This is a genomic window from Veillonella absiana, from assembly GCF_032970865.1.
Taxonomy (GTDB): domain Bacteria; phylum Bacillota; class Negativicutes; order Veillonellales; family Veillonellaceae; genus Veillonella; species Veillonella absiana.
In genome coordinates, this window is record NZ_JAWJZB010000002.1 from 117,966 (window position 1) to 141,788 (window position 23,823).

The window sequence follows — 23,823 nt, forward strand, 5'->3', positions numbered from 1 at the left end:
TTTAACTTAAATATACCCACATGGGTATCCCCTGTCAACTAAAAAATATTAATTCACCTAGAAATTACACGAATTGTGGAAACATGATTATGTATTCATATGAAATCAAAAAAAGAGTAGCAACTCATTACGAGTCACTACTCAATACATTCAAAAATGATAGAATTATCAGTTTACAGTTTTAATGTTTCTTTCCACTCAGCTTCTTTAAAACCTACCAAGACAATATCATCTAAGATCAAAATAGGGCGTTTTACCAACATACCGTTAGTAGCTAACAAGGCTACTTTTTCCTCTTCGCTCAATGTAGGCAATTTATCTTTCAATTGCTCTGCACGGTAAATCAAACCAGAGGTATTAAAGAACTTTTCAATCTTTTTACCGCTCTTTGGATACCAAGTTGCGATTTCTTCAGCTGTTGGATTTTCTTCCTTGATAATACATTATCTCGAACGATAAAATCGCATTCTAGCTTGCCAATTCGTCCAACGCTGACAGAGTAATCTTTGGACCGCAGATAGGTGTAGACAATATTTTCTAATGCTGGTCCATAATTAATTCGATTATCAGTGTTCATGACAAAATAAAACGATGTGTCTGAAAGATAATATTTTTTCTCCCCAGATAATGAGCGCTTGGACTTCATATCAAATCGGTTACATTGATAAAGAATTTTAGATGCTGTAAGTATATCAATATATCTAGCAATAGTTTGTCGTTTTACATTAAGTCCTGTGTTAGCAAGTGCTTTCTGGAGACTTTGACTGCTAAAGGTTGCACCAAAATTATTAATGATAAAGTCTCGCAAACGTTCAAACAACTCTATATTTCGTATCTGCACACGCCGTTTTATATCCTTCTCAAATATTTCTTTCACAACGGAAGTAACATAGGTCCGCTTATCTGCTATGGAGTCATATAAAACGGTTCGAGGAAATCCACCTTCATTAAGGTAATTATTGAGTTCTATCGCCATATTATATTCTACAGGTTTATTGTAGAATTGTTTCATTCCCAGATACTCTTCAAAATTTAAAGGAAGTATCATGGTAAAACCCACGTATTTTTCTTCTCTCGCCCAAAATTCTCAGGCAATTCTGCTTTCACAGAAATAACCTCAGTTTGACCAAAAGGCACAAACTGTAGTTCATAGGCATGCAAACATTGACGTGTATACGGTTTCTCGCGACGGCCGTACATCGCATCGCCGACCACAGGATGGCCGATATGGGCCATATGAACACGGATTTGATGTGTGCGACCCGTTGGAATAGTGAACTCAATATAGGTCGCATTAGCTGGAATCACAGGAACGGACCCGCGATCTGCTGTACCATCCACTGCGGAATCCACAGTACCACTTGAACTAGTGCCCACCGCTGCCTTGTCGGCGACTTCACATTTACCGCTCTCATCAAGCACTCGATACCGCGTCTGGGCCGCTTGTCCAAATTCATCCACACAACGACGATTATCATGTATAGGATCTACACCGATTGGCTCGTTTATCGTTTCCCAATCGGTATTCGTCAATTCACCTTGAACAAATCCACGGTATACACGAGCGATGTGACCTTGTTGCATTTGCTCCGAATAATATTGTTGAGCTTCCTTTGTTTTACCAAATAGAATACAGCCAGAGGTATCGCGATCAAGTCGATGAGCAGGACGAATCTTATGAACTACGCCTTTTTTTGCATAATAGCCAGCCACAAAGTTACTCAATGTATGCTCTTTCGTCTGTCCTGTAGGGTGGACGAGCATGAATGGTGGTTTATTAATGACCAAGGTATGTTTATCTTCATAAATCACGTCGATAGGGCCTTTTTCAACGGTCATGCCGTAGTCCTTATCCTGCGGTAATTGCACGGTCAGCACATCTCCCACCTTGAGAGGTCGTTTGGAATGGGCCACGCGACTATTCACCTTCACGCGCTTTTTGCGAAATAGACCTTGGATGTCACGACTAGACAGTTTGAATCGTCCCTTCACATAGGCCGACACGGTGAGGTCCGTTTTTTCTTTAATTGTATAGGTTTTCCAACTCATAATAGCGCCTCCTCGGCACCGCATAAATCATAGTCTGAGACCGATTTACCACCATTCATTAATATATGTATTTTGTTTTGGATACACCAAATCCAAATAATCGAGCCATTCTTGACCACCTTGGATTTTTTCCTCGAAGGCCAATTCGTTAGCACTCACAGCGCCCATGAGCAATAGGCTGAGCGCGCCTACCTCGATATATACATCGCTAGTTCCTTCACTGGAATCAGAGATTTTTTTCACCTTCGGCGTACCGCCATTCACTCCGAGCAAGCGCATCAAATCGTCCTTGTTTTGCACGTCTGCAATATCAAGAGCGGCGCTTGCACCGCCGAGGGTAATTTCATAGATGCCCTCGTTCCACGCGCACAATTCGTCGCGCACCGCGAGGGTGAAAGTAATTTCCATCATCGCTGCATCAGCGTCCACCGGAATGGATTCAACCGCCGTTTGCACATCTACAATACGGCTCATCATATATGGCATCGTTGTGTGGCCTGTCTTGCCATTCGGATGGAAGCGATAGCCCACATCATGAAGTCCCTCGTTCCAACGGATGCTTTCACCTTGGGAACGATGATTGTACAAATAGTTGAGCATAGATTTTTGTCCACGACGGGATATATATACTAGCTCAGATACCATAATTTCAGGCGCGCCAAGACGGTACACGCAATACGCCTCGATATCCCCCACCTCATTGCGAGCTACGGCTACGTTCACGCCCTCTGCAAAGAAGCTGCCAAGCAAGCGTTTCCATTCCGTTTCGCCACGCACCGCATAGCCAGAAAGACCTGTTGTATATTCATCGTATACAGGCGCAAGCAACGTCCATTGTTCCACGCTGTTAAGCAAGCCGAAATGCAAGGAACGGTCCGTCATAGGGCGCAACTCGTCAAGAGGCAGAGTTTGCACCCATTGATGAGCGTACAATTCCCAACCATACTGTTGGTAGAAAGCAGCCTTAGACGGCATCAAAATAGTAATACCTTGATCGCGCTGTTTCAATTCCTCAAGGGAACTCAACAACAACGCACCGCCGATACCGCCACGACGAGCGGCAGGATGTGTGGCCACGCCAATCATGTAGCTCGTTGGGATGGTTGTTCCACGGACGTTTAAATCGTACTGGCGAAGGTGAACAGTGCTGAGCAATTGACCTTCCTCGATACCTACCATCGTATTTTCTGGCTCGTAGCAATTTTCAAAATAATATTGGAAAAATGGATCTTCTTTTGGTTCAAAACAATAGGCCCATAAAGAGGATACTTCTTCCGTATCCGTCGGGATGGCTAGTCTAAATTCCATAATTATGTCCTTTCTAGATATAAGGTAATACATTGCACGTCTTGTATTCCTTGGATAAAACGTTGTGCCCATAGCATGAGTTCAGTCCTACGCGAGAGGCATTCTCCTTTACTTAGCAAACGAGCACCCCGCAGGGTGCTCAATGTAATACTGTATTCTCGCCGGCATCATAGCCTGCCACCACTAGGGCAGATGATACGCAGCCAATACTGCCGCCGGCGCTATTGAAACACCAACTCATTCATTATTTACCGCCAGTAGCGTTATCTTCTTCGTTTGCGTACACCGCATCGTATTTTTCAGCGAAGTGATCTGGATTATAGGATTCTTTCGCTTGGCGAAGACCAGGTAACCCCATGTCTTCTTCGCGATTGATAAATTCTACATCAGCAAACGTATGACGAATAAATTCGTTGTTGATTGCTTGATACAAACCACGAATGTCAGGATTTGCTTTTTCAATGTGAATCAACGCTACTTTGTCATTCAACTTTTCGCCGATACTAAAGGCCTCAACGCGACCGAATAATTTAATAGCGCCACCTTGCAATCCCAATGCATCCCAGTTATCAAATAACAAATTAATAGCTACCAACTCATCTTCGATACCTTCTTCGTGATGTGTTTCCACCCAGCTAGCTGCTGTTTCACGACACAATGGAATGATGTCTTCCGTAATCGGCACATATTCGTAGTTGGAATATTGCATGCGGAATTGGTTCAAATGGTTTTTCTTTTGACGGAACTTTTTACCAGAGAGATTAATCAAATCCTCGGATTTGTAAATATACTCGAAATTGTCGCGGTCGGATGTGAATGCATAACGACCTGGGCACAATTCCTCCATGCGCTTTTTCATCAAGGAACTAATCCCTTTGAAACGGAATGGTAAATTGTTTTCCACAAACCATTCTTTCGCACGAAGCAACCCGTCTAGGAATTTCGCATCTTTCCCTGCGAATGGTGGCAATAGGAATGGCTCGCGTTTACCGCCGCCTTGGATGTACAATACACCTTTTTCCTCAGCCCAACGGATACCGTATGGATCCTGCCACATGTACAATGTTGTGAAGCAATTGTCAGATGCTTCGTAATGATGTTGTTCAAAATATTTGTCGATTAACGGTTTATCCGATAATTCAAAACGTTTAAATTCTAAAATAGTACTCTCCTCCTATGGCTTATAAATCAAATGCTACTTTTCTATCTATGGACTCAGCCTCATGTTTTACCAGTGCTGATATCTACAAAATTATGATTGGTGAAAGTGACAAAACACTATCACTGTGTAACCTCTACCTTTTCTCCTAGTTCAAACACGCCGGAAGTCGTGATAACTTGTTCTCCTTCGTTCAAACCAGACAAAATGGCAGTATACTCATCTACAGTTTCACCCGTTTCGATAACACGTACATCTACGGTGTTGTCCTTAGTGACAACATACACGTATTTACCATCTTGATTTTCGTGAACTACCGATTTTGGAATAGACAACATCGATGCATTCACGTTGGATTCGATGAGTAATGTATAGAACTCACCAGGTTTGATGAAGCCTTGTTCGTTATTGAAACTTGCTTTTACCAACACACTTGGTGTACCTGCTGGTTGCGTTGTATCCACATAGGTTAATTCACCAGGGATGATTTGATCCCCCACCTTGAGGGATACTTTCATAGAGGATTTCGCCTCAGGCGCCGCCAATTTCAATGCCGCATCTTGAGGGATACTCAAGGACGCTACCACTGGGCTAGCCTGTTGAATCAACATGAAAGGACGATCTGCGATGGCCATTTTTCGGTCCTCATTATAAATCGTCGCCACAGTACCTGCGATAGGCGCTGTGATTTGAGCGGAATTAATTTGTGTTTGCACTTGTGCAATGGCCGCCTGAATGGCGCCGATTTGTGCACTACTAGCACCGCTCGTTGTGCCACCCGTCGTTACCGTAGAGGCTTGTGCACGGGAGGCAATGACATTGTATTCCTTTTGTGTAATAATGCCCGCATCACGCATTTGTTGTGCTTGTGCAAGTTGGGCACTATCTACAGAGGCTGCCACAGTCGTAGTCGTTTGCGCCGACACAGTCGTTGCAGCCTCCATCAATTGTTGATTTAATTGCTCTAATTGTTGTTGCTGTGCGGACATATCCATGACCGCTACGATTTGGCCTTGTGTGACCTGATCGCCAGTTTTTACCATGTAACTGGACACCTGCCCAGATACCGTTGTTGTAATGGTCGCCTTGTTAAGAGCCGACACATTCGCATCTGCGCTAATTTGGATTGGCATATCCCGATACGCTACAGATAACACGGCCACCTTGCTAGTGCCACACCCTGCCACAACGAGCACGAGGCCCATCATTAGGAGCATCAGTGGCCATAGCCATTGTTTATGTTGTTTCATTAATTCTCATCTCCACATCATTTGGATAGATAATTTTCAATATCTCATTATATCAAATATTGGGTATAAATTCCATTAAAAAAGCTAGAATCACATCTCCCACAAGAGGTGTAATTCTAGCTTTTATTCATTATTTAAATGGAATCTCCACGGTAAACGTTGTGCCATGGCCTTCTTCGCTAGCCACTTCGATAGTGCCTTTATGGACGTCTACGATGTGTTTTACGAGGGCTAGGCCTACGCCTGTACCGGAGACCTTCGCATTATTACGGCTTGGATCGACGCGGTAAAATCTTTCAAAGATTCGATTCACCTTATCCGCTGGAATACCGATACCTACATCTGTGAGAACCATCTTTGCCATACCACCATCTTGAGATAGTGTTAAATTAATCGCATTAGCATCGCCTGGTTTGCTATATTTAACAGCGTTATCCAATAGGTTCACTGCCATTTCGAGAAGCAATGATGGATGGCCTTCCACTTGTGGAATATCCCCAGCAATAGCAAATGTCACTTGATTTTGTTTGACTTGGTCCTTCGTTTCCAAAATTTTCCAAGCTTGTTGCCACACGGATTTAGCATCTACGGCAGTGAGCAAATCACCCCACATATCCGCTTCAATTTCAGAGAGATGGAGAATGCTTTCTATGGTACCCAACATGCGTTGTGAGGCATTATAAATTTTTTCTCCAAGGCTCAAAGATTCTTCAACGGAATTAACGTAGCCAGCCTTTAACAGTTCTGCATAACCACTAATAGTAGTAAGCGGTGTTTTTAATTCGTGTGCAATATTCGCCGAAAACTCTTGTCTACGCTTGGTCTCCGATGAAATATAGTCGTTTAATTCTGTTTGTTGTTTCTGCAATGTTTCTACCAATGGCTCTAGTTCCACATAGCTTTGTGACAAGTGTTTCAATACTCGAGTGCCTCGTTTATGTGTCCATCCACGAAAGGCTGCCTCTATTGGTTTCACAATGTCTTCCGACATGCGGCGGGCTACGTAGTAGAGACTAATAATATATATAACCGTTAGTAAAAAGGCTACGAGGAATCCACCGTACAAATAGGTTTGCAGACTTGAAGCCTCTGTAGCAACACGAATGACATAGCCATTAGGGGCTTTCACCGCGTAATAGAATGTGGATACGCCCATGGTAGCGGACATACGCTCGCCGTGGCTTTCACCAGTTTCAAAAGCCGCCTTGACCTCTGGACGATCCTTGTGATTATCCATCCCCGCTGCACTGCGTTCTGATTCATAAAGAACAGCACCGGATGGATCAATAATGGTTAACCGAAGATGACGATCATTGTGTTGTTGTATCGATTTCCAAGCCTCTGCATCATTGGCCACATTCGTACTAAATGCTGCCACCGTGCGTGCCTCGTGACCGATAGTTTCTAATACAGCATTACGGGTAAAGAAGAATATCCCTATACAGACGAGTATAGTGATAGACAAAATATACAGAACCCCCATACTGAGCAATCGTCTAAATATGGTTATTCTCATTCATCTAACCCCCTCCAGCGATACCCAATACCACGCGATGTTTCAATGTATTGTGCGGCATCCCCGATTTTTTGGCGCAATGTAGCAATATGCATATCTACGGTACGCGTTGTACCTTCAAAGGAAAATCCCCACACTTCGCTGAGAATTTGCTCTCGGCTAAGGACAATGCCCTCGTTTTCCAACAAATATTCTAATACATCAAATTCCTTAGCAGTTAACTCAACCTTTTTGCCGTCTACCTTAACCTTGTGTTTTTTGCGGTTCACTACCACGCCATGACATTCGATGCGATCTGGTTTTTCCGTTATCGTACCGACACGACGTAATAATGCTTTCACACGAGCCATCAACTCCACTACACTAAACGGTTTTTTGATATAGTCGTCAGCACCACTATCGAGACCTTGGACCACATCGAACTCACTAGTGCGTGCAGTTAATAGCACAACTGGCAATTCAGCAGTACGTGTTTGTTTTCGTAATTTTGCAAGGATTGTTTTGCCATCCTCATCGGGTAACATAATGTCGAGCAATACGAGGCTTGGCAAGTCCGTTTCGATAGCTTCCCAGAACTCAGCGGCTGCTGGGAATGTTTTTACCGTATACCCCTGTCCATTTAACACATAGGCGATGAGCTCGCGAATGGACTCCTCATCCTCTACGCAATAAATTACAGTGCCTGCCATAGTCATTCCTCCTCATTGTTCATACATCACGCTTACTGTGAGCGATGTGTTTATTATGTGTTCATCTACAACGGCCAATGCGAACTCTCATCATGGATTCGCATCATGTGCCACTATTTTTAAATGTTCTCTGTTCTTTTCTACATTTTTTACTATTAAGCTAATGAAAGTCTATGCCGTGCTAACAATAAATAACGCAAGGGATAGACTTTCACCAGAAAATGTAATGTTGTTCTTAGTACTATTTTACCACTTACGTTCAATTAAGCGAAGTTGATGACGAGCAATGGAGGACAAATGGTCGCCCATTTTCTCGAAGTATTTACCCATCAAGAGTAAATCTACTGCTACAGATGCATTAATCGTTTTTTCTTGAATATCAGTAACGATTTTTTCCTTCACTTCGAGGAACACTTCATCCACCAAATCATCTTGTTCAGTAATTTTACGAAGCACATCAACGCTGCGAGTTTCTACGCCGATTTGTAATGTTTTCGCCATTTCTACCACAAGGCCACCTTGTTTTTCAAGCAATGGATATTTACGATCTTCCTTTGGTAATTGAATCCAAAGTTTGTGACATTCTGTAGCTTGGATAGCGATACGCACCAAGTTACGGAAAATAGCCAAGGAACTAGTAAGGGCATGTAAATCATCCGCCACTGGTTGTTGACGTAATAACAACATCATAACTGCATGTTCTGCGGTACGATTTAATTGATGAGACTCATCTTCAAATGTTTCTACATTCTTCAATAATTCTACCCTGCCAGTTTTAATGTCTTCTACTAATTTTTCAACAGCTTCCGTATCTCGTGCTAATAGCTCTTGCACATTAACATTAACTTTTTCTAGCTGTTCAAGAAATTTTTCACGCATTGATCTTTATCTCCCTATTAACCGAAACGACCAGTAATATATTCTTCTGTTTTTTGTACAGCAGGTCTAGTAAACAACTCTTCTGTATCATTATATTCAATCAAATCACCAAGGAAGAAGAATGCCGTTTTATCAGCAATACGACTGGCTTGTTGCAAGTTGTGAGTTACGATAACGATAGTATAGTTTTCTTTCAATTCCATCGTTAATTCTTCGATTTTATATGTGGAAATTGGATCTAGCGCAGATGTAGGTTCGTCCATGAGGATTACATCAGGTTTTGTTGCCAATGTACGAGCGATACATAAACGTTGTTGTTGACCACCAGATAAACCTAAGGCAGATTTTTTCAAACGGTCTTTAACTTCGTCCCAAATCGCTGCTTGCTTCAAACTAGTTTCCACGATTTCATCAAGTTCGCTAGAGCTAGTGATGCCTTGCAAACGAGGGCCGTAAGCGATATTATCGTATACGCTCTTAGGGAATGGATTTGGTTGTTGGAACACCATGCCTACGCGGTAACGAAGGGCGATTAGATCCATTTCAGTGTAAGCATTTTTACCGTCAAAAATAACATTGCCAGTGATGCGTACGTTTTCTTCTAAATCATTCATACGATTTAGGGTTTTCAACAATGTGGATTTACCACAACCAGATGGACCGATGAAAGCAGTAATTTCGTTTTTCTCGATATCCATATTAATACCTTTTAACGCCTCAGTTTGGCCATAGAAAAGGTGTAGATCTTGTATATTAAAAATGCTCACAGTTTACCTCCCCATCATGCGATTTTGCCATCTACGGCTCAAATAACGCGCGACGATTGTGAATGTGCAAATCAAAACCATCAATACTGCTGCGGACAAATCAGCCATAGCGCTTGCATCAGCGTGCAACGCCTCTGTACGAGATGCCCAAATTTGTAATGCCAACGTTTCACCAGGTCGGAACGGGTTCCAAGGGTTTGTTGGGGATGCCAAGTTTGTACTAGCCCAGTTAATATCTGTAGCCATACCTGCTGTGTACAATAACGCAGCGGCTTCACCAAAAGCACGACCTGCAGCGAGGATAATACCTGTGATGATTTGTGGGATACAAGCTGGTAACAATACATTACGAATGGTTTGGAATTTAGTAGCCCCTAGACCATAGCTCGCTTTAGCGTAGCTGTCAGGAAGGGAACGCAACGCATCCTCAGTGATGGTTGTCAATACTGGTAACATCAAGATGGATACAGTTAACGCACCAGCGAACAAATTCCATTTCGCACCTGTTAACAAAATGAATACTAGGTAACCGAACAAGCCAATTACGATGGATGGTAAGGATGACAAAGTTTCAATGGAGATACGAATAAATTTAGTGAAATTACCTGGTTTTGCGTACATAGCCATGTAAATCCCCGCGAGGATACCGATTGGCATACTGATGAGTAACGCTAGTACTACGAGGTAAATGGTATTGAATAATTGGGCCCCGATACCTTCTGGTGAAAGCAAACGCAAGTTGCCACCGCCAAAACCGTTGTATAGGGAATAGCCTGTCATACATGCTAACAATAGGAAGAAGCAGCCCGCCACGATGTAGAATACGATGGTAGCTATGCGGTTCACGAAGTTAGCTCTATCTATACTAGTCATGAATGCTCTCCTTTTTACCTAGTGCATGAATTGTTACGATACATAATGCAGAAATGATGAATAGCAATAATGCCATTGTCCACAACGCCATGTTGTACTCGGAACCTTCCATGGCACCACCCATATCGGAGGCAATAGCAGATGTTAAGTTCGTTGTAGGTGCCAACAAGGAATCTGGAAGTGCCTTAGTTTTACCAATAACCATAGCTACTGCCAATGCTTCACCAAAGGCACGTGCCAAGCCAAGTACGATACCTGTCATGATACCGCTCTTAGCAGATGGTAACACGATTTGGTAGATAACTTGCCAACGAGTAGCACCGAGACCGTAACCAGCTTGACGGAAACTCTTTGGTACACTTTGGATCGCATCCGCTGCGATGGATGTGATGGTTGGGAAAATCATAACCGCCAACACAATCGCTGCTGCCAATACAGAGAAACCAAATTGTAAATTAAATACTTCTTTAATCCAAGGAACAAGAATTGTTAACCCTAACCAACCATATACTACAGATGGAATACCAACGAAGATTTCTACTGTTGGTTGTAATAATGTTTTACCTAGTCGCGGGGAAATTTCTGTCATGAACAGTGCCGCCCCAATGCTGAATGGCGTAGAAATGAGCAATGCCAAACCACAACTAATCAAAGAACCGATAATGAAGATGCCTGCCCCTACTTTACCACCGCCCACAGTGTCATCCGCTGGTGCCCACGCTGTGGAGAACAAGAATTCCATCACGCTATGACCGTACTGAGTGAAAGTGGCACTACCGCGCCACAGTAGGAACGCCCCGATGGCAAAGGTAATACCGATCATTAAGAGTGCGCCAACGCTGACTACATAACGAAAGGCATTGTCTTGCACCATAGTGCTTTTTTTCATATGCTTACTCCTGTCTAGTGAAAATTAGTGCCTGGTGAAAACACCAGGCACCATTTGTTTTCCCGTAATGAAATTATTAGCGGCTTACTTTCATTTTGGAAGTTACGCCGTAACCCATTTCTTCGATTTTTTTGCCGAACTCATCAGATACTACGAAGTCTAAGTAAGATTTAGCTGCGTCTTTTGCTTCGCCTTTAGTATACATGTGTTCATAACCCCATACTGGGTATGTGCCATTGTAAGTGTTTTCAAGAGTTGGAGCTACACCACCAATAGCGATAGGAGCTACTTTGTCGCTCTTACCCAAGTAGGACAATGCTACGTAACCGATAGCACCTTCGTTATCTGCGATTGTTTGAATCAAAGCACCGGAATCATCAGTTTCTAGAGATTTGTTTGTTGCTTCTTTAGCACCATCGAGTGCGAATTTTTCGAACAATGCACGAGTACCGGATGTTGCTGGGCGAGAAATCAATGTGATAGGCAAGTCAGGACCACCTACTGCACTCCAGTTAGTGATTTGACCAGTGAAGATGCCTTTTAATTGGTCTTTGCTCAATGTTTTTACGGTGTCAGCGATTTTTTTGTTAGCTACAGTTGCCATTGTTACAACAGCTACTTTGTGGTCAACTAATTGTTTAGCTTGTTCTGGAGATAATTTTTCTTCTGCTGCTACGTCAGAGTTACCGATTGTTACAGTACCGTCAAATACTTGTTTCAAACCAGTACCGGAACCGCCACCGTTGATTGTCATAGACACATCAGGGTTTTTAGCTTTGAATTGGTCACCTGCCAATTTAGCCAATGGTAAAAGTGCGCTGGAGCCAGATGCTGTAACTGTGCCAGTTACTTTAGATGCTGGAACACCACCTTCTGCTTTTTTAGTGTCTGCGCCGCAACCTGCGATTACGCCCATTGTCATAACACCCATTAAACCTATTGCAATCATTTTGTTCAGTTTCATGTCTACTGTTCCTCCTCGTTGTAAGTAGCATTTAAAAATTAGTACCCGTTACCCCATCTATTAGTGTGCCGATCAAAGCGTCAGCCGCCTCCCGATATATGTATGTACTCGGTACAAGTGAGTTATCTTTAACTTCTGAGATTATGATAACGAACGAACGTAAAGTCACAACCTTTGGTTTGTAAAGAAATTGTAAAGAATCTAGTGAGTGTACTTTGAATTTTACAAAAGCGGTGTTTTCTATAGAAACATACGCATATTTTTGTATTAATGCTAAATTACATGAGTTTTTAACAGATTTCTAACCGCCCCCTAACACAGTGCTCACACTTCTCCTACAAAATCGTTTTTATATGCAAAACATGTTGTATTTATTCATTTTTCATAATAATTTTGAGGGGAAGTTTTGTGTTTTCTGTGTGTTTAAAGTGCGAGGAATTATGAAAAGAAAATTACTTTATGCGGCGACTCTATTAGCTACGACGACGTTTATTTTTAATGTTCATGCAGGAGAGTATACATTAACGGGAAGGGCTGAAATAAGAGATAATGCCCATGTAGCAGTCATCCATATAGGCGAAACTGTATATAAAGGGGAGCAGACAGTAGACTTTGATTTGACCGGAAAAAGTGTGACCGGCCTAAATTGGGGGGCTACCAGCAGTGACCAAAATGCAACCACCATTAAGGATATTCAAAATTTAAATATTCATTTACGCTCCCAAGGTCATGATGCAACTAATCCAAATGCGATTCATCAAACTGTTGGTATCGGCGGTAATGTAGGCAACATTGAGGCCTCTAAAACAGCCATCAATCTCGATATCATCCAACAAAATGAAAGCAACGTGCCTGTTGTCGGCATTCTAAGTGGCGCGGATAAAGACAATACACATGTTTCAAACTTACCTAATTTTAAATCTACCAATTCTGTAGAAGTAAAAGTTAAAAGTACGAATATATATATTGATGCTAAAGAATGGGCCACCCCAGAATCTGGAATAGCGCTATTATGGTACAAGGCCATGCTGCTATCAAAAATGAAACTAAAACGACCATCGTTTCAATACCATTGATCAAACTGCTAATGTAACGCAACTTGGTATTGATGTATTTAATACATCTAAAATGAATGTCCACCACATGGATACCCTTCGCGTCGGTATTATGGGCGGTTATGCCAACATCCACACAGATGCAAAAGGTATGAAATATAATGCAAAAGGTATGAAATATAATGCCAAAGGTACATTCGCATTTTAATTAAAATCTGCTAAACAGAATCCTAATTCTGAAAGTCCTATTAAACGTAAAATAGAGAGGTCGGCTACTCCCGCGGGAGTGGCCGACCTCTCTTTCTAGTATCTACTGCTAGTCATGATAGGCTTATAGGACTTAGGATAGCCCTCTACAAGACCACTGCGAGACATAGCAGCTACTGCTTCATATGCCCAATGATTGCTTGGTACATCTGGGAACAATTTTGTAGTATCTACATTTGCATTAGTACCTGCAAAGCCATTCAACATAGCTGTTAATTTTTGAATTTGTGCATCTTGTTTAGCTACCACTTGTTTCAATTCTAATACTTCTTTACCGATAGCTACACGAGACTTGGAAACACCTTTCATACCGCCTACCTTTACAGATACGCCGGCATTCAACATATTTTCACCATTGCCCATAGTGCTACCAATGCTGAACATCAAGTCTTCATTAGGACGATAGTAAGCACCCAATGCTACGGCATTTTCGCCGCTATACTCAGCCCCATACGTGTGATTGGCCGAACTACCGCCTATAGTGACAGAACTAATACCATTAGAGATAAGTCCACCTGTACCAATTGTTATAGCAGCATTCCGCTCTAACATCCCCCCAGACGTTATTCAGGTTCTTTATCAACTGTTGAGATAACCTCAACAGTTAGCATAGATTCCTTATTCAGTAATATAAAAATATTCGGTAATATAAAAATAAGAACACCTCACCACCAACAGATTAATCTATTAGCAGTGGGGTGTTCCTCTACACAAGCAGACAATCAAGTTATGCGCTTGTACATTATTTAGTCTTTTTTAAACTTAGGTGATGTAGGGCAAGTTTCTGGCACTACGTCTTTGCGAACGCCAAGAATTTCACTACGATCCACATAAGTTGTATGTAACAATTCATGTGGTTTGTGAGCCAATGGTTCACCTAAGAAGTTTTTGTAAATTGCTTTAATTTCAGGGCTTTCAAAGCTAGAACGGAATTCATAATTAGCATCCGCATCATAAAGCCCAGCAATACGAGCTTCTTTAGTTTTTACAGCTTGAGGCAATTTTGTACGAGGTTGGCCACCGCCACCGATACAGCCGCCTGGGCATGCCATCATTTCAATGAAGTCATAATGTTTGCCACTAGTTTTCAAGTCATTCAAGAAGTCGCGGATATTTTTACCACCATGAGCTACGGCTACTTTTAAAGTAAGATCCCCAAGTTCTACGGTTGCCTCTTTTACACCTTGCATACCACGAACGTCTTCAAGATGAGTCAATGCTACTGGAGGTGGCTCTTGGCCCGTGACTAATTTATAAGCCGTACGCATAGCCGCTTCCATAACACCACCAGTGTTACCAAAGATAATGCTGGCACCAGTTTCTTGACCGATTAATTCATCAAATTTGGATTCTTCGATGCTTTCAAAATCAAGATTTTCATCCTTAATCCATTGAATGAATTCACGAGTAGTGATGGAAATATCTGTATCCATGCCGATTTCTTCGTCATTGTAATAACGAGCAGCAGCATTTTGTTCAGGACGTTTTGTTTCTGCTTTTTTAGCAGTACAAGGATTCACGCTGATAGACACGATTTGTTTAGGATTAAGACCTTTTGCCTCAGCGAAATATGTTTTTGCCACAGCCGCTTCCATAGCAATACAGCTACGAGTAGAGGAAATTTGAGGCAATAATTCAGGGAAATAAATTTCCGCAAAACGCACCCATGCTGGGCAACAGCTAGTAAATTGAGGTATAGGGCCACCAGTTTGTAAACGTTTTACCAACTCGGACGCTTCTTCCATGATAGTCAAATCCGCACCAAAGTTAGTATCTACCACATAGTCAGCACCTAATGCACGAAGGGCCCCAACCATTTTGCCTTCAAGGAAGCTACCTGGTTCATAGCCGAAACCTTCGCCCAATGCTACGCGAACTGCAGGAGCCGTTTGGATAACAACGATTTTGTTAGGGTCCGCAATCGCTTCTTTCACCAAATGAAGTTCGGAACGAGCATGCATGGAATCAAATGGACAAGCAGATGTACATTGACCGCAATGGATACACATTGGAACATCACCGGTAGATTCCAAATCATAATAATCAAGTACGCTCATCGTATCTGCGCAAGCGCGACGGCACAACGTACAGTTTTTACATTTTGAAATATCATGAATTATGGCAGGGTTGTCGAGAGCAATCGGCACACGTTTGTCAATAAATTCAAATTGAGACATAAGGACCTCCTCAGTAGTACAATAGGTTACTCAACTATTACAACTAGTCTGTATTACTTAATCAGTGTAATTTAAATTACAGTTCATTATTATTATCAGCTATATTGAGAGTAAAATCAAGGATGATAAATAAATTTTATAGCCCTGAAATCCTAGTAAAATATAAGGGATATTCACATTTCATCTTTCTCTACAAACTAAACAACACCTCTGCAATTGAGAATGGTACATACATTTAACAACCTGTCTGTTTAACCACTTATAAAATGAACGAACTCCATGTTTACGGTGCTACGAGATTTTCAAATGCTTCCCTTCCGTGAAAGCGCTCAAAATGATCCTGTGTCCGCGCTACATCTTTTACAGTTGGATCAATTTTGATGGCCCGTCCCAACCATTTGAGGGCCTCCTTATCTTGCTGCTGATCAGCGTAAATCGTAGCAATACCATAGACGGACCACGTATTATTCGGATCTTTTTCCAATACCTTATCAAACCAGCCTTTAGATTCATTTAATTGGCCCATTAATTTATACACCATGGCCATATTGTAAAAGTTCCCTACATTCTGTGGATTTAACTCATACGCTTTTTTAGTCATATCTAACCCCTGCGATGTATCTCCGTTGAGCGCGAGAGCAAAACCCTTGAGTGAATAGGCCTGATCATTCTGAGGACTCTTATCGACAACCAATTGAGCTGCCGCTATGGCACCAGGATAATCCCCATCGCTGAATAATTTTTGCGCCTCTGCGATTTCTGTAGTGTATTGCTTTATCTGTTCTACAGATTGAGTATTAGAATTCTGTGTAATTTCTATTGATGAAGAGGTATTTGGTTTAGATGAATCGGGTTGATTATGCGCAGACTCAGTTGCACAACCACTAGTAATTAGTAATCCGAAACTCAACACCAAATACATACTATAGTGTTTTAAATTCATTTTTAGTACCTCCTGCGTATTTATATTACAGCTATTATACAATGAAAAAAACAGAACACCTATTTCTCGTAGTGACATTCGGCTATGCCGTAAGGAACTAGAGAAATAGGTGTTCTGCTTTTACTGTGCCTACTCAAAAGCTATTCATTTGTTTGTTAGGCAATACGTAAAGCTAATATAGCTTTCACATTAGAATTTGTATTGACCCCCAGCATTGAAACGATAGGTTTGTTCAAAATCGTTACCAATTGCTTTTTCAAAGTCGATGAACACAGATGTTTGATCGTTCAATTGAGTGGAACCACCAAGACCAACTGTCATCCAAGTGCCTTTGTTAGTTTTTTCGCTGCGGAATGCACCGGAGTTATCGTATGCGAACACACCAGTTTCACCCATGAACTCATGAAGAACATTTACATAACCGTACATTTGATGACGATCATTGCCACCGAATTCACGGCCTACGCGAATGCCCAAACGACTGATGAGGCTGTTTACGCTATCAAGTTCAGCACGCGTATCATTGCTATCGGAGAATTTCGTACCATTAATACGAGTGTATTGCAATTGAGCTTGCGGCTCGAAGAACCAACCTTTGTTACCATCGTATTTTTTACCAATTTCTGCACCCGCTTGGATGAAAGTAGCATCCGCGGAACCAGATACATTATCTACACCTACGGAGTAGTCAGCTTTGGAGCGACCAGCACGTAAGATGTAATCATGGTAGAAACCATCGTTACCAAGGAATGTATCGTAAGCACCTAAGCTCCAAGTTTTCATTTCAGAATCACGGCTAGCTAAATCACCAAATGTTACATCATCCCAAGTGTATTTGAAGGAAACGCCACGGTGGTATGTACCACGTTTGGAATTAGTTTCTTCAGGATTTTTCTTCCAGTCATAACCAAGTTCAGCCGTTTTGCCGCGTAGACGGAATTGACCATCCTTGCCCATGCGGTCATAACGCAAACGTACCCATAAACCATCTTCTTGATCGATAAAGCGCGCTTCGCCAAGACGTTTATTAAGATTATCCATATCAGTGATACGTCCATACATAGCTTGTGCTAAACGAGGTAATACTTTACCACCATCCATCAAAATATCTTCAGATTTAACGATGTATACATTAGTTACATCAGCTGCTTCACCATAATTAGCCAATACATATTGGTTACCTGGCTTGTTGGCTGTCCATTCTGTGCCATTGTACGCTTCGTTATAAGCAGTATCGCTGTCATAGCTTACACCATTGTTGGAATATTTCAAGTAAATACGGTTAGAATACAAGCTAGTGCATCATTTACTACAGTCATACCATCATCGTTGAGATATGTGTCTCCATATCAATGGATCCAGATGCACCTAAATCAAGATCCTCAGATAGCTTTACCGTTAATTTTGAGCCGTCAGACACAACACCAATATTATCTCTTAAACTGCTTTCAGCCGCACCGCCATCAATAGTGAGAGTTTCACCAGCCGCCACATTTTTTATTTGTCGCTCGTAACCGACTCTACCAATAGAAACTTGATCACCTGCTAAGGTTGTAGCACCGCCCGCAAAGTAATAAGTAGTTCCATTTAAAGTCGTACTAGGTACTGCTGTCGCAGCCCTAGATGTATCAGAACCAGCACCAATAGCAATTGCTTGATTACCTTGTGCTGAAACCGATCAGCCAATAGCAACGTTGCCATTATCGTATAAAACCTAATCAAATCCAATAAAATCAAGCTACATTTAAAATTCTCGAAATAAATACAATTTTAATTCTATACTATAATTTTAGATATATTAATATGCCAACTTATTTTATTTTAATCATTTTATTTATTTTTCATTTTCAATAGGCTATACACTCCAGATTCTGTTAATGCGAAACGACAGCATTTAAGGAATAAATACGGCACTAACGTAGTTGCTGACCTGTAATCGTACAAACAATACACCTCTAGAGAAATGCATAAAAATAGAACCGTTGTGTTCTCGCAGCGACATTCGACTTTGCCGTCAGGAGCAAGAGAATACAACGGTTCTATTTTTACTAGTTTACACTAGACATATGTGATTGTTTGTACGATTACAGGAATCGACTATTTAACGTATTTATCTTTGAAGGCTGCTAATTGAGCATCTTCTTTGGATAATCCTTGTGCTTCATATTGTGCGATAGCATTATGCATTTCTTCATAAGCTAATGGCACCACTTTTGTGAAGCGTTTATTGAATGTTTGCCAGTTATCAAGAATATGACGACCTTTTTTGGAATTTGTATGCAATACGTGTTGTTCAATTAATTCTTTAATACGAATCAAGTCTGTAGCACTAGCATCACGTGTTTCTACGAGACCAGTATTGCAATATCTTGTATCGAAATCAAGAACGTATGCGTAACCACCGGACATACCAGCTGCAAAGTTACGACCTACTTTACCAAGCACGAGCACTTCGCCACCTGTCATGTATTCGCAACCATGATCGCCTACGCCTTCAACAACAGCAGTAACGCCACTATTACGAACGGCGAAACGTTCACCGGCCATACCATTGATGTACGCTTTACCAGATGTAGCACCGTAGAATGCTACGTTACCAATAAGGATATTTTCATCCGCTTCGAAAATGGATTTTGCTGGTGGATATACAATGATGATACCGCCAGATAAACCTTTACCGAGGTAATCGTTCGCATCGCCTTCGAGTTCTAATGTCATACCTTTTGGAATGAAAGCACCAAAACTTTGTCCAGCGCTACCAACAAAGTTCAATTTAACTGTGTTTTCTGGCAGACCACTTTCACCATATTTACGAACGATATCGGAACCAACGATAGTACCAACAACGCGATTCGTGTTATCAATAGCGAGTTTCGCACGGATTTGTTTTTGTTCCTCAATGGCAGGACGACACATACGAAGCAGTTTTGCCATATCCAGAGTATGAGTCAAACCATGATCTTGTTCGATAGCATGTTTATGACCAATGGAAGCATCTGTGTAAGGGCGGAACAAGATACGTTTCAAGTCCACACGAGACAATTTATAGTTATCGCCTTGAGATTTCGCACGAATCAAGTCAACGCGACCAACCAATTCATCAACGGAGCGAACACCAAGACGAGCCATGATTTCTTGTACTTCACGAGCAATGAACAAGAATAGACGTTCTACGTATTCAGGTTTACCAGTAAAGCGAGCACGTAATTTTTCATCTTGTGTAGCAACGCCGTAAGGACATGTATTCATGTGACATACGCGGGCCATTTTACAACCTACCGCAACGAGTGGCAATGTACCGAAGCCGAAGATTTCAGCCCCCAAAGCAGCCGCTACCACAACGTCAAAACCAGTCATCAATTTGGAGTCTACTTCCAATTTAATGCGGTCACGCAAACGGTTGAGCATCAATGTTTGGTGAGTTTCGGACAAACCTAATTCCCAAGGAATACCAGCATGTTTTACCGACGTACGACCAGCCGCACCAGTACCACCGTCATAACCGGAGATTAAGATGTTATCAGCTTTTGCTTTCGCAACGCCCGCAGCGATAGTACCAACGCCTGCTTCAGATGTCAATTTAACGGAAATACGAGCATAACGGTTCACGCATTTCAAATCGTAAATCAATTCCGCCAAATCTTCGATGGAGTAAATATCATGATGTGGTGGGGGGGACACGAGTTCTACACCTGGTGTAGAGTGACGAGCACGCGCGATGTCAGGATATACTTTTTTACCTGGCAATTGACCGCCTTCGCCTGGTTTCGCACCTTGGGCACATTTAATTTGCAACTCACTAGCATGGATGAGGTAATTCGCAGTTACACCGAAACGACCGGATGCAATCTGCTTAACTTCACTATTCATGCTATCCCCATTAGGTAATGGTTTGAAACGATTGATATCCTCGCCGCCTTCACCAGAGTTACTGGAGCAACCAAGACGGTTCATTGCTATGGCAATTGTTTCATGCGCTTCTTTACTAATGGCACCATAACTCATCGCACCAGCTTTGAAGCGTTTTACGATGGATTCTACAGATTCTACCTCTTCGATAGGAATCCCACCACCTACTGGATAATTCATTTCCATCAAGGAACGTAATGTTACATGATAGTTTTCTTGAATATCCTTCGCGTATTCTTTATATTTCGCGTAATCGTTCTCGATCAAGGATTTTTGCAATGTGTCGATAGATTTAGGGTTGAATAAATGTTCTTCCCCGTTTTTCACCGGGCCATAGAAACCGCCTGGTTCGAGAACTGTTTCGTTTTCTTTGAAAGCTCGATTATGGCGTTGTACGCTTTCAATAGCGATACCACCAAGACCAATACCACCAATACGTGTTGGAGTGTTAACGAAGTATTTTTTGATAAAGTCTGTATTAAGGCCCAATGCTTCGAAGATTTGCGCGCCATGGTAACTACGTACAGTAGAAATACCCATTTTGGACATAACCTTCATGATGCCACCAACAGCTGCTTTGATGTAGTTTTTCTCAGCTTGTTCAGGCGTCAAATCACCCAAACGTTTATGAGCTTGCAAATCGCGAACAGTTTCAAATGCCAAGTATGGGTTGATAGCTGTTACACCATAACCAAGCAATGTACAGAAATGATGTACTTCGCGAGGTTCACCGGATTCAAGGATTAAGCCTACTTCTGTACGAAGCACTTTGCGAATCAAGTGATTATGAACTGCTGCTACGGCAAGCAATGCAGGGATTGGCGCGTGTTCAGCATCTACTCCACGGTCAGACAAGATGATAACATTTTGATCTGTACGTGCCACTTCTTCTGCTTTTGCACATAATTCATCTAGTGCCTCTTGTAAACCTTCGCGACCTTTACTTGGGTCAAAGAAGATTGGCAATGTTACCGTTTTCATACGACGACAATCTAATTGTTTAATAGACGCCAACTCTTGGTTTGTCAAAATAGGTGTACGCATGCTGATCGCATAAGTACCTACTTTGTTAGGGTCCGTAAGGTTACCACTGTTGCCAAGCATTACGCGAGTGGATGTGACCATTTCTTCGCGGATCGCATCGATAGGTGGGTTTGTTACTTGAGCGAACAATTGTTTAAAGTATGTATATAACAATTGTGGTTTATCGGATAGAATAGCCAATGGCGCATCGGCACCCATGGAACCAGTAGGATCTTTACCTTCTTGAGCCATAGGAATGACCATACGAACAAGGTCCTCTTGGGTGTAGCCAAATGCTTGTTGCAATGTGAACAAGTCTTCTACTTTTGGTACAGCGCTTTCATCAGCCTGTTGAATTTCGGACAAATGAATAACGTGTTCTTTTACCCATTCAGAGTATGGCAATTCTGTAGCGATTTTTTGTTTGATTTCTTCGTCAGAGATAATGCGTTGCTCTTCTGTATCGATGAGAAGCATTTTACCTGGTTCAAGACGACCTTTCGCACGGACATTTTCCGCACTTTCATCCACAACACCCACCTCGGATGCCATGATAACGCGATCATCAGTTGTTACATAATAACGTGCAGGGCGCAAGCCGTTACGGTCAAGCACACCGCCGATCACAGTACCATCAGTGAAGCCCATCGCAGCAGGCCCATCCCATGGTTCCATCATGAAACTGTTGAACTCGTAGAAATCGTGTTTTTCTTGGCTCATCAATGTGTTGCGTTCCCAAGGTTCAGGAATCATCATCATCATTGCATGAGGTAGGCTACGGCCTGTCATATGCAAGAATTCTACAGTGTTATCGAACATAGCAGAGTCAGATCCAGTGTCATCTACTACAGGGAATACCTTTTTGATATCTGGGAACAATGGAGATTCTGCTTTACCTTCGCGGGCATTAATCCAGTTTACATTACCACGGATTGTGTTGATTTCACCATTGTGCACAAGAAAACGGTTAGGATGCGCACGAGCCCAGCTTGGGAATGTATTCGTACTGAAACGGGAGTGAACCATTGCCAACGCAGATGTGAAATCAAGGTCATTCAAATCCAAATAGAAATCGCGCAATTGGCCTGGTGTTAACATACCTTTATATACGATAGTTTTAGAGGACAAGGAAGCAATGTAGAAATCGCTACTCAATTCTTTGCTCAATGGAATGATGCGTTTTTCTGCAACCTTACGAATCATATATAATTTACGTTCAAATTCTTTATTGTTTGTTACTTCAGGGCCTTTGCCGATGATAACTTGTAGCAACCAAGGACGAATTTGTGCCGCTTCATAACCTACTGCCGTAGAATCCACTGGCACTTCACGCCATCCCAACAATACTTGACCTTCTTCACGAACGACTTCTTCCAAAATACGTTTTTGCTCATTCCGAAGGGATTCGTATTTGTGTGCAAAAATCATGCCCACACCGTAGTCACCAGCTGGTGGCAAACTAATTCCTAACACTTCACATTCACGCTTGAAAAATTCATGAGGAATTTGCACCAAAATACCAGCGCCATCACCTGTGTCTTTATCTGCACCAGCCCCTCCGCGGTGCTCAAGACGTTCTAGGATACGCAAACCATCATCGATAATATCATGAGATTTTTTACCCTTAATATTAACAACAAAACCCATACCACAGGCATCTTTTTCAAATTGACTGTCGTACAAGCCATTTGCTTGCATCATAACGCGTTCCTGATTCTGCTGCTCGATAACGCTATCTGTACCCATCTTTTTCATAGCTCTTGCACTCCTTCATATACACATAGTCTTCTATGGAACTATTGGCTACTATTTACTAAACTATTACAACAATTCGCCCTATAAAATAAAACAGATGATGCACAAATGCATCATGTGAAAGTTAATTCTATAGAATTAAAAAGTCTACTGTCAGTATACCACTGTCCATCTGAAATTGATAATATATAAAATTCATCATTCTATGCAATAAACTCATGTATACATGATATTTTTGCAAGTTTGTGTATTGTATACAAGATTCAACACCATATATTGTGTTACAAATGCCTTAACCATAGGCTATTTTGTTTTTTATGCATAAAATGCAATGTATTGTGTTTTTAATTC

18 protein-coding genes and 2 pseudogenes are annotated in these 23,823 nt (G+C 41.8%); 1 reads left to right on the forward strand and 19 read right to left on the reverse strand.

All coding sequences use genetic code 11. The features are described from left to right. Window positions 1-173: 173 nt before the first annotated feature. The 13 genes and pseudogenes from RVY80_RS01995 to RVY80_RS02055 form a co-directional block, all read right to left on the reverse strand. A pseudogene (locus RVY80_RS01995) lies at window positions 174-437 on the reverse strand (ArsC/Spx/MgsR family protein); the annotation flags it as partial. Further along, window positions 344-1,048 (reverse strand): ATP-binding protein, encoded by a 705-nt coding sequence (locus tag RVY80_RS02000; protein ID WP_411040692.1) that lies wholly within the window; start codon window positions 1,046-1,048, stop codon window positions 344-346. The gene RVY80_RS02000 and the pseudogene RVY80_RS01995, both read right to left, overlap by 94 nt. Continuing rightward, window positions 1,045-2,049 (reverse strand): RluA family pseudouridine synthase, encoded by a 1,005-nt coding sequence (locus RVY80_RS02005; protein WP_295193137.1) that lies wholly within the window; start codon window positions 2,047-2,049, stop codon window positions 1,045-1,047. The genes RVY80_RS02000 and RVY80_RS02005 overlap by 4 nt, the downstream gene beginning before the upstream one ends. Before the next feature lie 45 nt (window positions 2,050-2,094). Further along, window positions 2,095-3,357 carry a GNAT family N-acetyltransferase gene (locus tag RVY80_RS02010; protein WP_295190937.1) on the reverse strand — a complete coding sequence of 421 codons (1,263 nt, stop codon included), beginning with the start codon at window positions 3,355-3,357 and terminating at the stop codon, window positions 2,095-2,097. Window positions 3,358-3,601: 244 nt separating this feature from the next. Beyond that, window positions 3,602-4,519 (reverse strand): DUF2156 domain-containing protein, encoded by a 918-nt coding sequence (locus RVY80_RS02015; RefSeq protein WP_317329570.1) that lies wholly within the window; start codon window positions 4,517-4,519, stop codon window positions 3,602-3,604. A 119-nt stretch (window positions 4,520-4,638) separates the two neighbouring features. After that, a complete protein-coding gene (locus RVY80_RS02020) occupies window positions 4,639-5,766 on the reverse strand; it encodes an efflux RND transporter periplasmic adaptor subunit (RefSeq protein ID WP_317329457.1) in 1,128 nt (375 codons plus the stop codon). Between the two features lie 130 nt (window positions 5,767-5,896). Next, entirely contained in the window at window positions 5,897-7,282 is a 1,386-nt protein-coding gene (locus RVY80_RS02025) for a sensor histidine kinase (RefSeq protein WP_317329458.1), read from the reverse strand. Then, window positions 7,279-7,971: a response regulator transcription factor gene (locus RVY80_RS02030; protein WP_295190945.1), complete on the reverse strand. Its 693-nt coding sequence runs from the start codon at window positions 7,969-7,971 to the stop codon at window positions 7,279-7,281. The genes RVY80_RS02025 and RVY80_RS02030 overlap by 4 nt, the downstream gene beginning before the upstream one ends. A 246-nt stretch (window positions 7,972-8,217) precedes the next feature. Beyond that, a complete protein-coding gene (locus RVY80_RS02035; RefSeq protein ID WP_295190949.1) occupies window positions 8,218-8,850 on the reverse strand; it encodes a PhoU domain-containing protein in 633 nt (210 codons plus the stop codon). Between the two features lie 17 nt (window positions 8,851-8,867). Then, entirely contained in the window at window positions 8,868-9,617 is a 750-nt protein-coding gene (pstB, locus tag RVY80_RS02040; protein ID WP_295190952.1) for a phosphate ABC transporter ATP-binding protein PstB, read from the reverse strand. 3 nt (window positions 9,618-9,620) lie between these two features. Further along, on the reverse strand, window positions 9,621-10,490 hold the full coding sequence (pstA, locus tag RVY80_RS02045; RefSeq protein ID WP_295190954.1) for a phosphate ABC transporter permease PstA: 870 nt from the start codon (window positions 10,488-10,490) through the stop codon (window positions 9,621-9,623). Continuing rightward, window positions 10,483-11,379 carry a phosphate ABC transporter permease subunit PstC gene (gene pstC / locus RVY80_RS02050; protein WP_295190956.1) on the reverse strand — a complete coding sequence of 299 codons (897 nt, stop codon included), beginning with the start codon at window positions 11,377-11,379 and terminating at the stop codon, window positions 10,483-10,485. The genes pstA and pstC overlap by 8 nt, the downstream gene beginning before the upstream one ends. Before the next feature lie 76 nt (window positions 11,380-11,455). Next, window positions 11,456-12,343 carry a phosphate ABC transporter substrate-binding protein gene (locus tag RVY80_RS02055; RefSeq protein WP_317329460.1) on the reverse strand — a complete coding sequence of 296 codons (888 nt, stop codon included), beginning with the start codon at window positions 12,341-12,343 and terminating at the stop codon, window positions 11,456-11,458. A gap of 440 nt (window positions 12,344-12,783) precedes the next feature. Between RVY80_RS02055 and RVY80_RS02060 the strand changes: the two genes are divergently transcribed. Then, window positions 12,784-13,419, forward strand: coding sequence for a hypothetical protein (locus RVY80_RS02060; protein WP_317329461.1), 636 nt, complete (start codon window positions 12,784-12,786; stop codon window positions 13,417-13,419). A 282-nt stretch (window positions 13,420-13,701) separates the two neighbouring features. Here RVY80_RS02060 and RVY80_RS02065 read toward each other — a convergent pair. The 6 genes and pseudogenes from RVY80_RS02065 to gltB form a co-directional block, all read right to left on the reverse strand. After that, window positions 13,702-14,118, reverse strand: a pseudogene (locus tag RVY80_RS02065) (S-layer homology domain-containing protein); the annotation flags it as partial. 293 nt (window positions 14,119-14,411) lie between these two features. Then, window positions 14,412-15,842, reverse strand: coding sequence for a [FeFe] hydrogenase, group A (locus tag RVY80_RS02070; protein WP_310746431.1), 1,431 nt, complete (start codon window positions 15,840-15,842; stop codon window positions 14,412-14,414). 283 nt (window positions 15,843-16,125) lie between these two features. Beyond that, entirely contained in the window at window positions 16,126-16,785 is a 660-nt protein-coding gene (locus tag RVY80_RS02075; RefSeq protein ID WP_317329462.1) for a tetratricopeptide repeat protein, read from the reverse strand. Between the two features lie 189 nt (window positions 16,786-16,974). Then, window positions 16,975-18,057, reverse strand: a complete 1,083-nt coding sequence (locus RVY80_RS02080; RefSeq protein WP_317329463.1) for an autotransporter outer membrane beta-barrel domain-containing protein — start codon at window positions 18,055-18,057, stop codon at window positions 16,975-16,977. Window positions 18,058-18,100: 43 nt separating this feature from the next. Next, window positions 18,101-18,277, reverse strand: a complete 177-nt coding sequence (locus RVY80_RS02085) for a hypothetical protein (RefSeq protein WP_317329465.1) — start codon at window positions 18,275-18,277, stop codon at window positions 18,101-18,103. 605 nt (window positions 18,278-18,882) lie between these two features. Further along, window positions 18,883-23,463: a glutamate synthase large subunit gene (gltB, locus tag RVY80_RS02090; protein ID WP_317329571.1), complete on the reverse strand. Its 4,581-nt coding sequence runs from the start codon at window positions 23,461-23,463 to the stop codon at window positions 18,883-18,885. Window positions 23,464-23,823: the final 360 nt, after the last annotated feature.

Coding starts and splice junctions, on each gene's coding strand:
- RVY80_RS02000 (WP_411040692.1), bottom strand. CDS start 1,048: ATGATACTTCCTTTAAATTTTGAAGAGTATCTGGGAATGAAACAATTC.
- RVY80_RS02005 (WP_295193137.1), bottom strand. CDS start 2,049: ATGAGTTGGAAAACCTATACAATTAAAGAAAAAACGGACCTCACCGTG.
- RVY80_RS02010 (WP_295190937.1), bottom strand. CDS start 3,357: ATGGAATTTAGACTAGCCATCCCGACGGATACGGAAGAAGTATCCTCT.
- RVY80_RS02020 (WP_317329457.1), bottom strand. CDS start 5,766: ATGAAACAACATAAACAATGGCTATGGCCACTGATGCTCCTAATGATG.
- RVY80_RS02025 (WP_317329458.1), bottom strand. CDS start 7,282: ATGAGAATAACCATATTTAGACGATTGCTCAGTATGGGGGTTCTGTAT.
- RVY80_RS02030 (WP_295190945.1), bottom strand. CDS start 7,971: ATGGCAGGCACTGTAATTTATTGCGTAGAGGATGAGGAGTCCATTCGC.
- RVY80_RS02035 (WP_295190949.1), bottom strand. CDS start 8,850: ATGCGTGAAAAATTTCTTGAACAGCTAGAAAAAGTTAATGTTAATGTG.
- pstA (WP_295190954.1), bottom strand. CDS start 10,490: ATGACTAGTATAGATAGAGCTAACTTCGTGAACCGCATAGCTACCATC.
- pstC (WP_295190956.1), bottom strand. CDS start 11,379: ATGAAAAAAAGCACTATGGTGCAAGACAATGCCTTTCGTTATGTAGTC.
- RVY80_RS02055 (WP_317329460.1), bottom strand. CDS start 12,343: ATGAAACTGAACAAAATGATTGCAATAGGTTTAATGGGTGTTATGACA.
- RVY80_RS02060 (WP_317329461.1), top strand. CDS start 12,784: ATGAAAAGAAAATTACTTTATGCGGCGACTCTATTAGCTACGACGACG.
- RVY80_RS02070 (WP_310746431.1), bottom strand. CDS start 15,842: ATGTCTCAATTTGAATTTATTGACAAACGTGTGCCGATTGCTCTCGAC.
- RVY80_RS02075 (WP_317329462.1), bottom strand. CDS start 16,785: ATGAATTTAAAACACTATAGTATGTATTTGGTGTTGAGTTTCGGATTA.
- gltB (WP_317329571.1), bottom strand. CDS start 23,463: ATGGGTACAGATAGCGTTATCGAGCAGCAGAATCAGGAACGCGTTATG.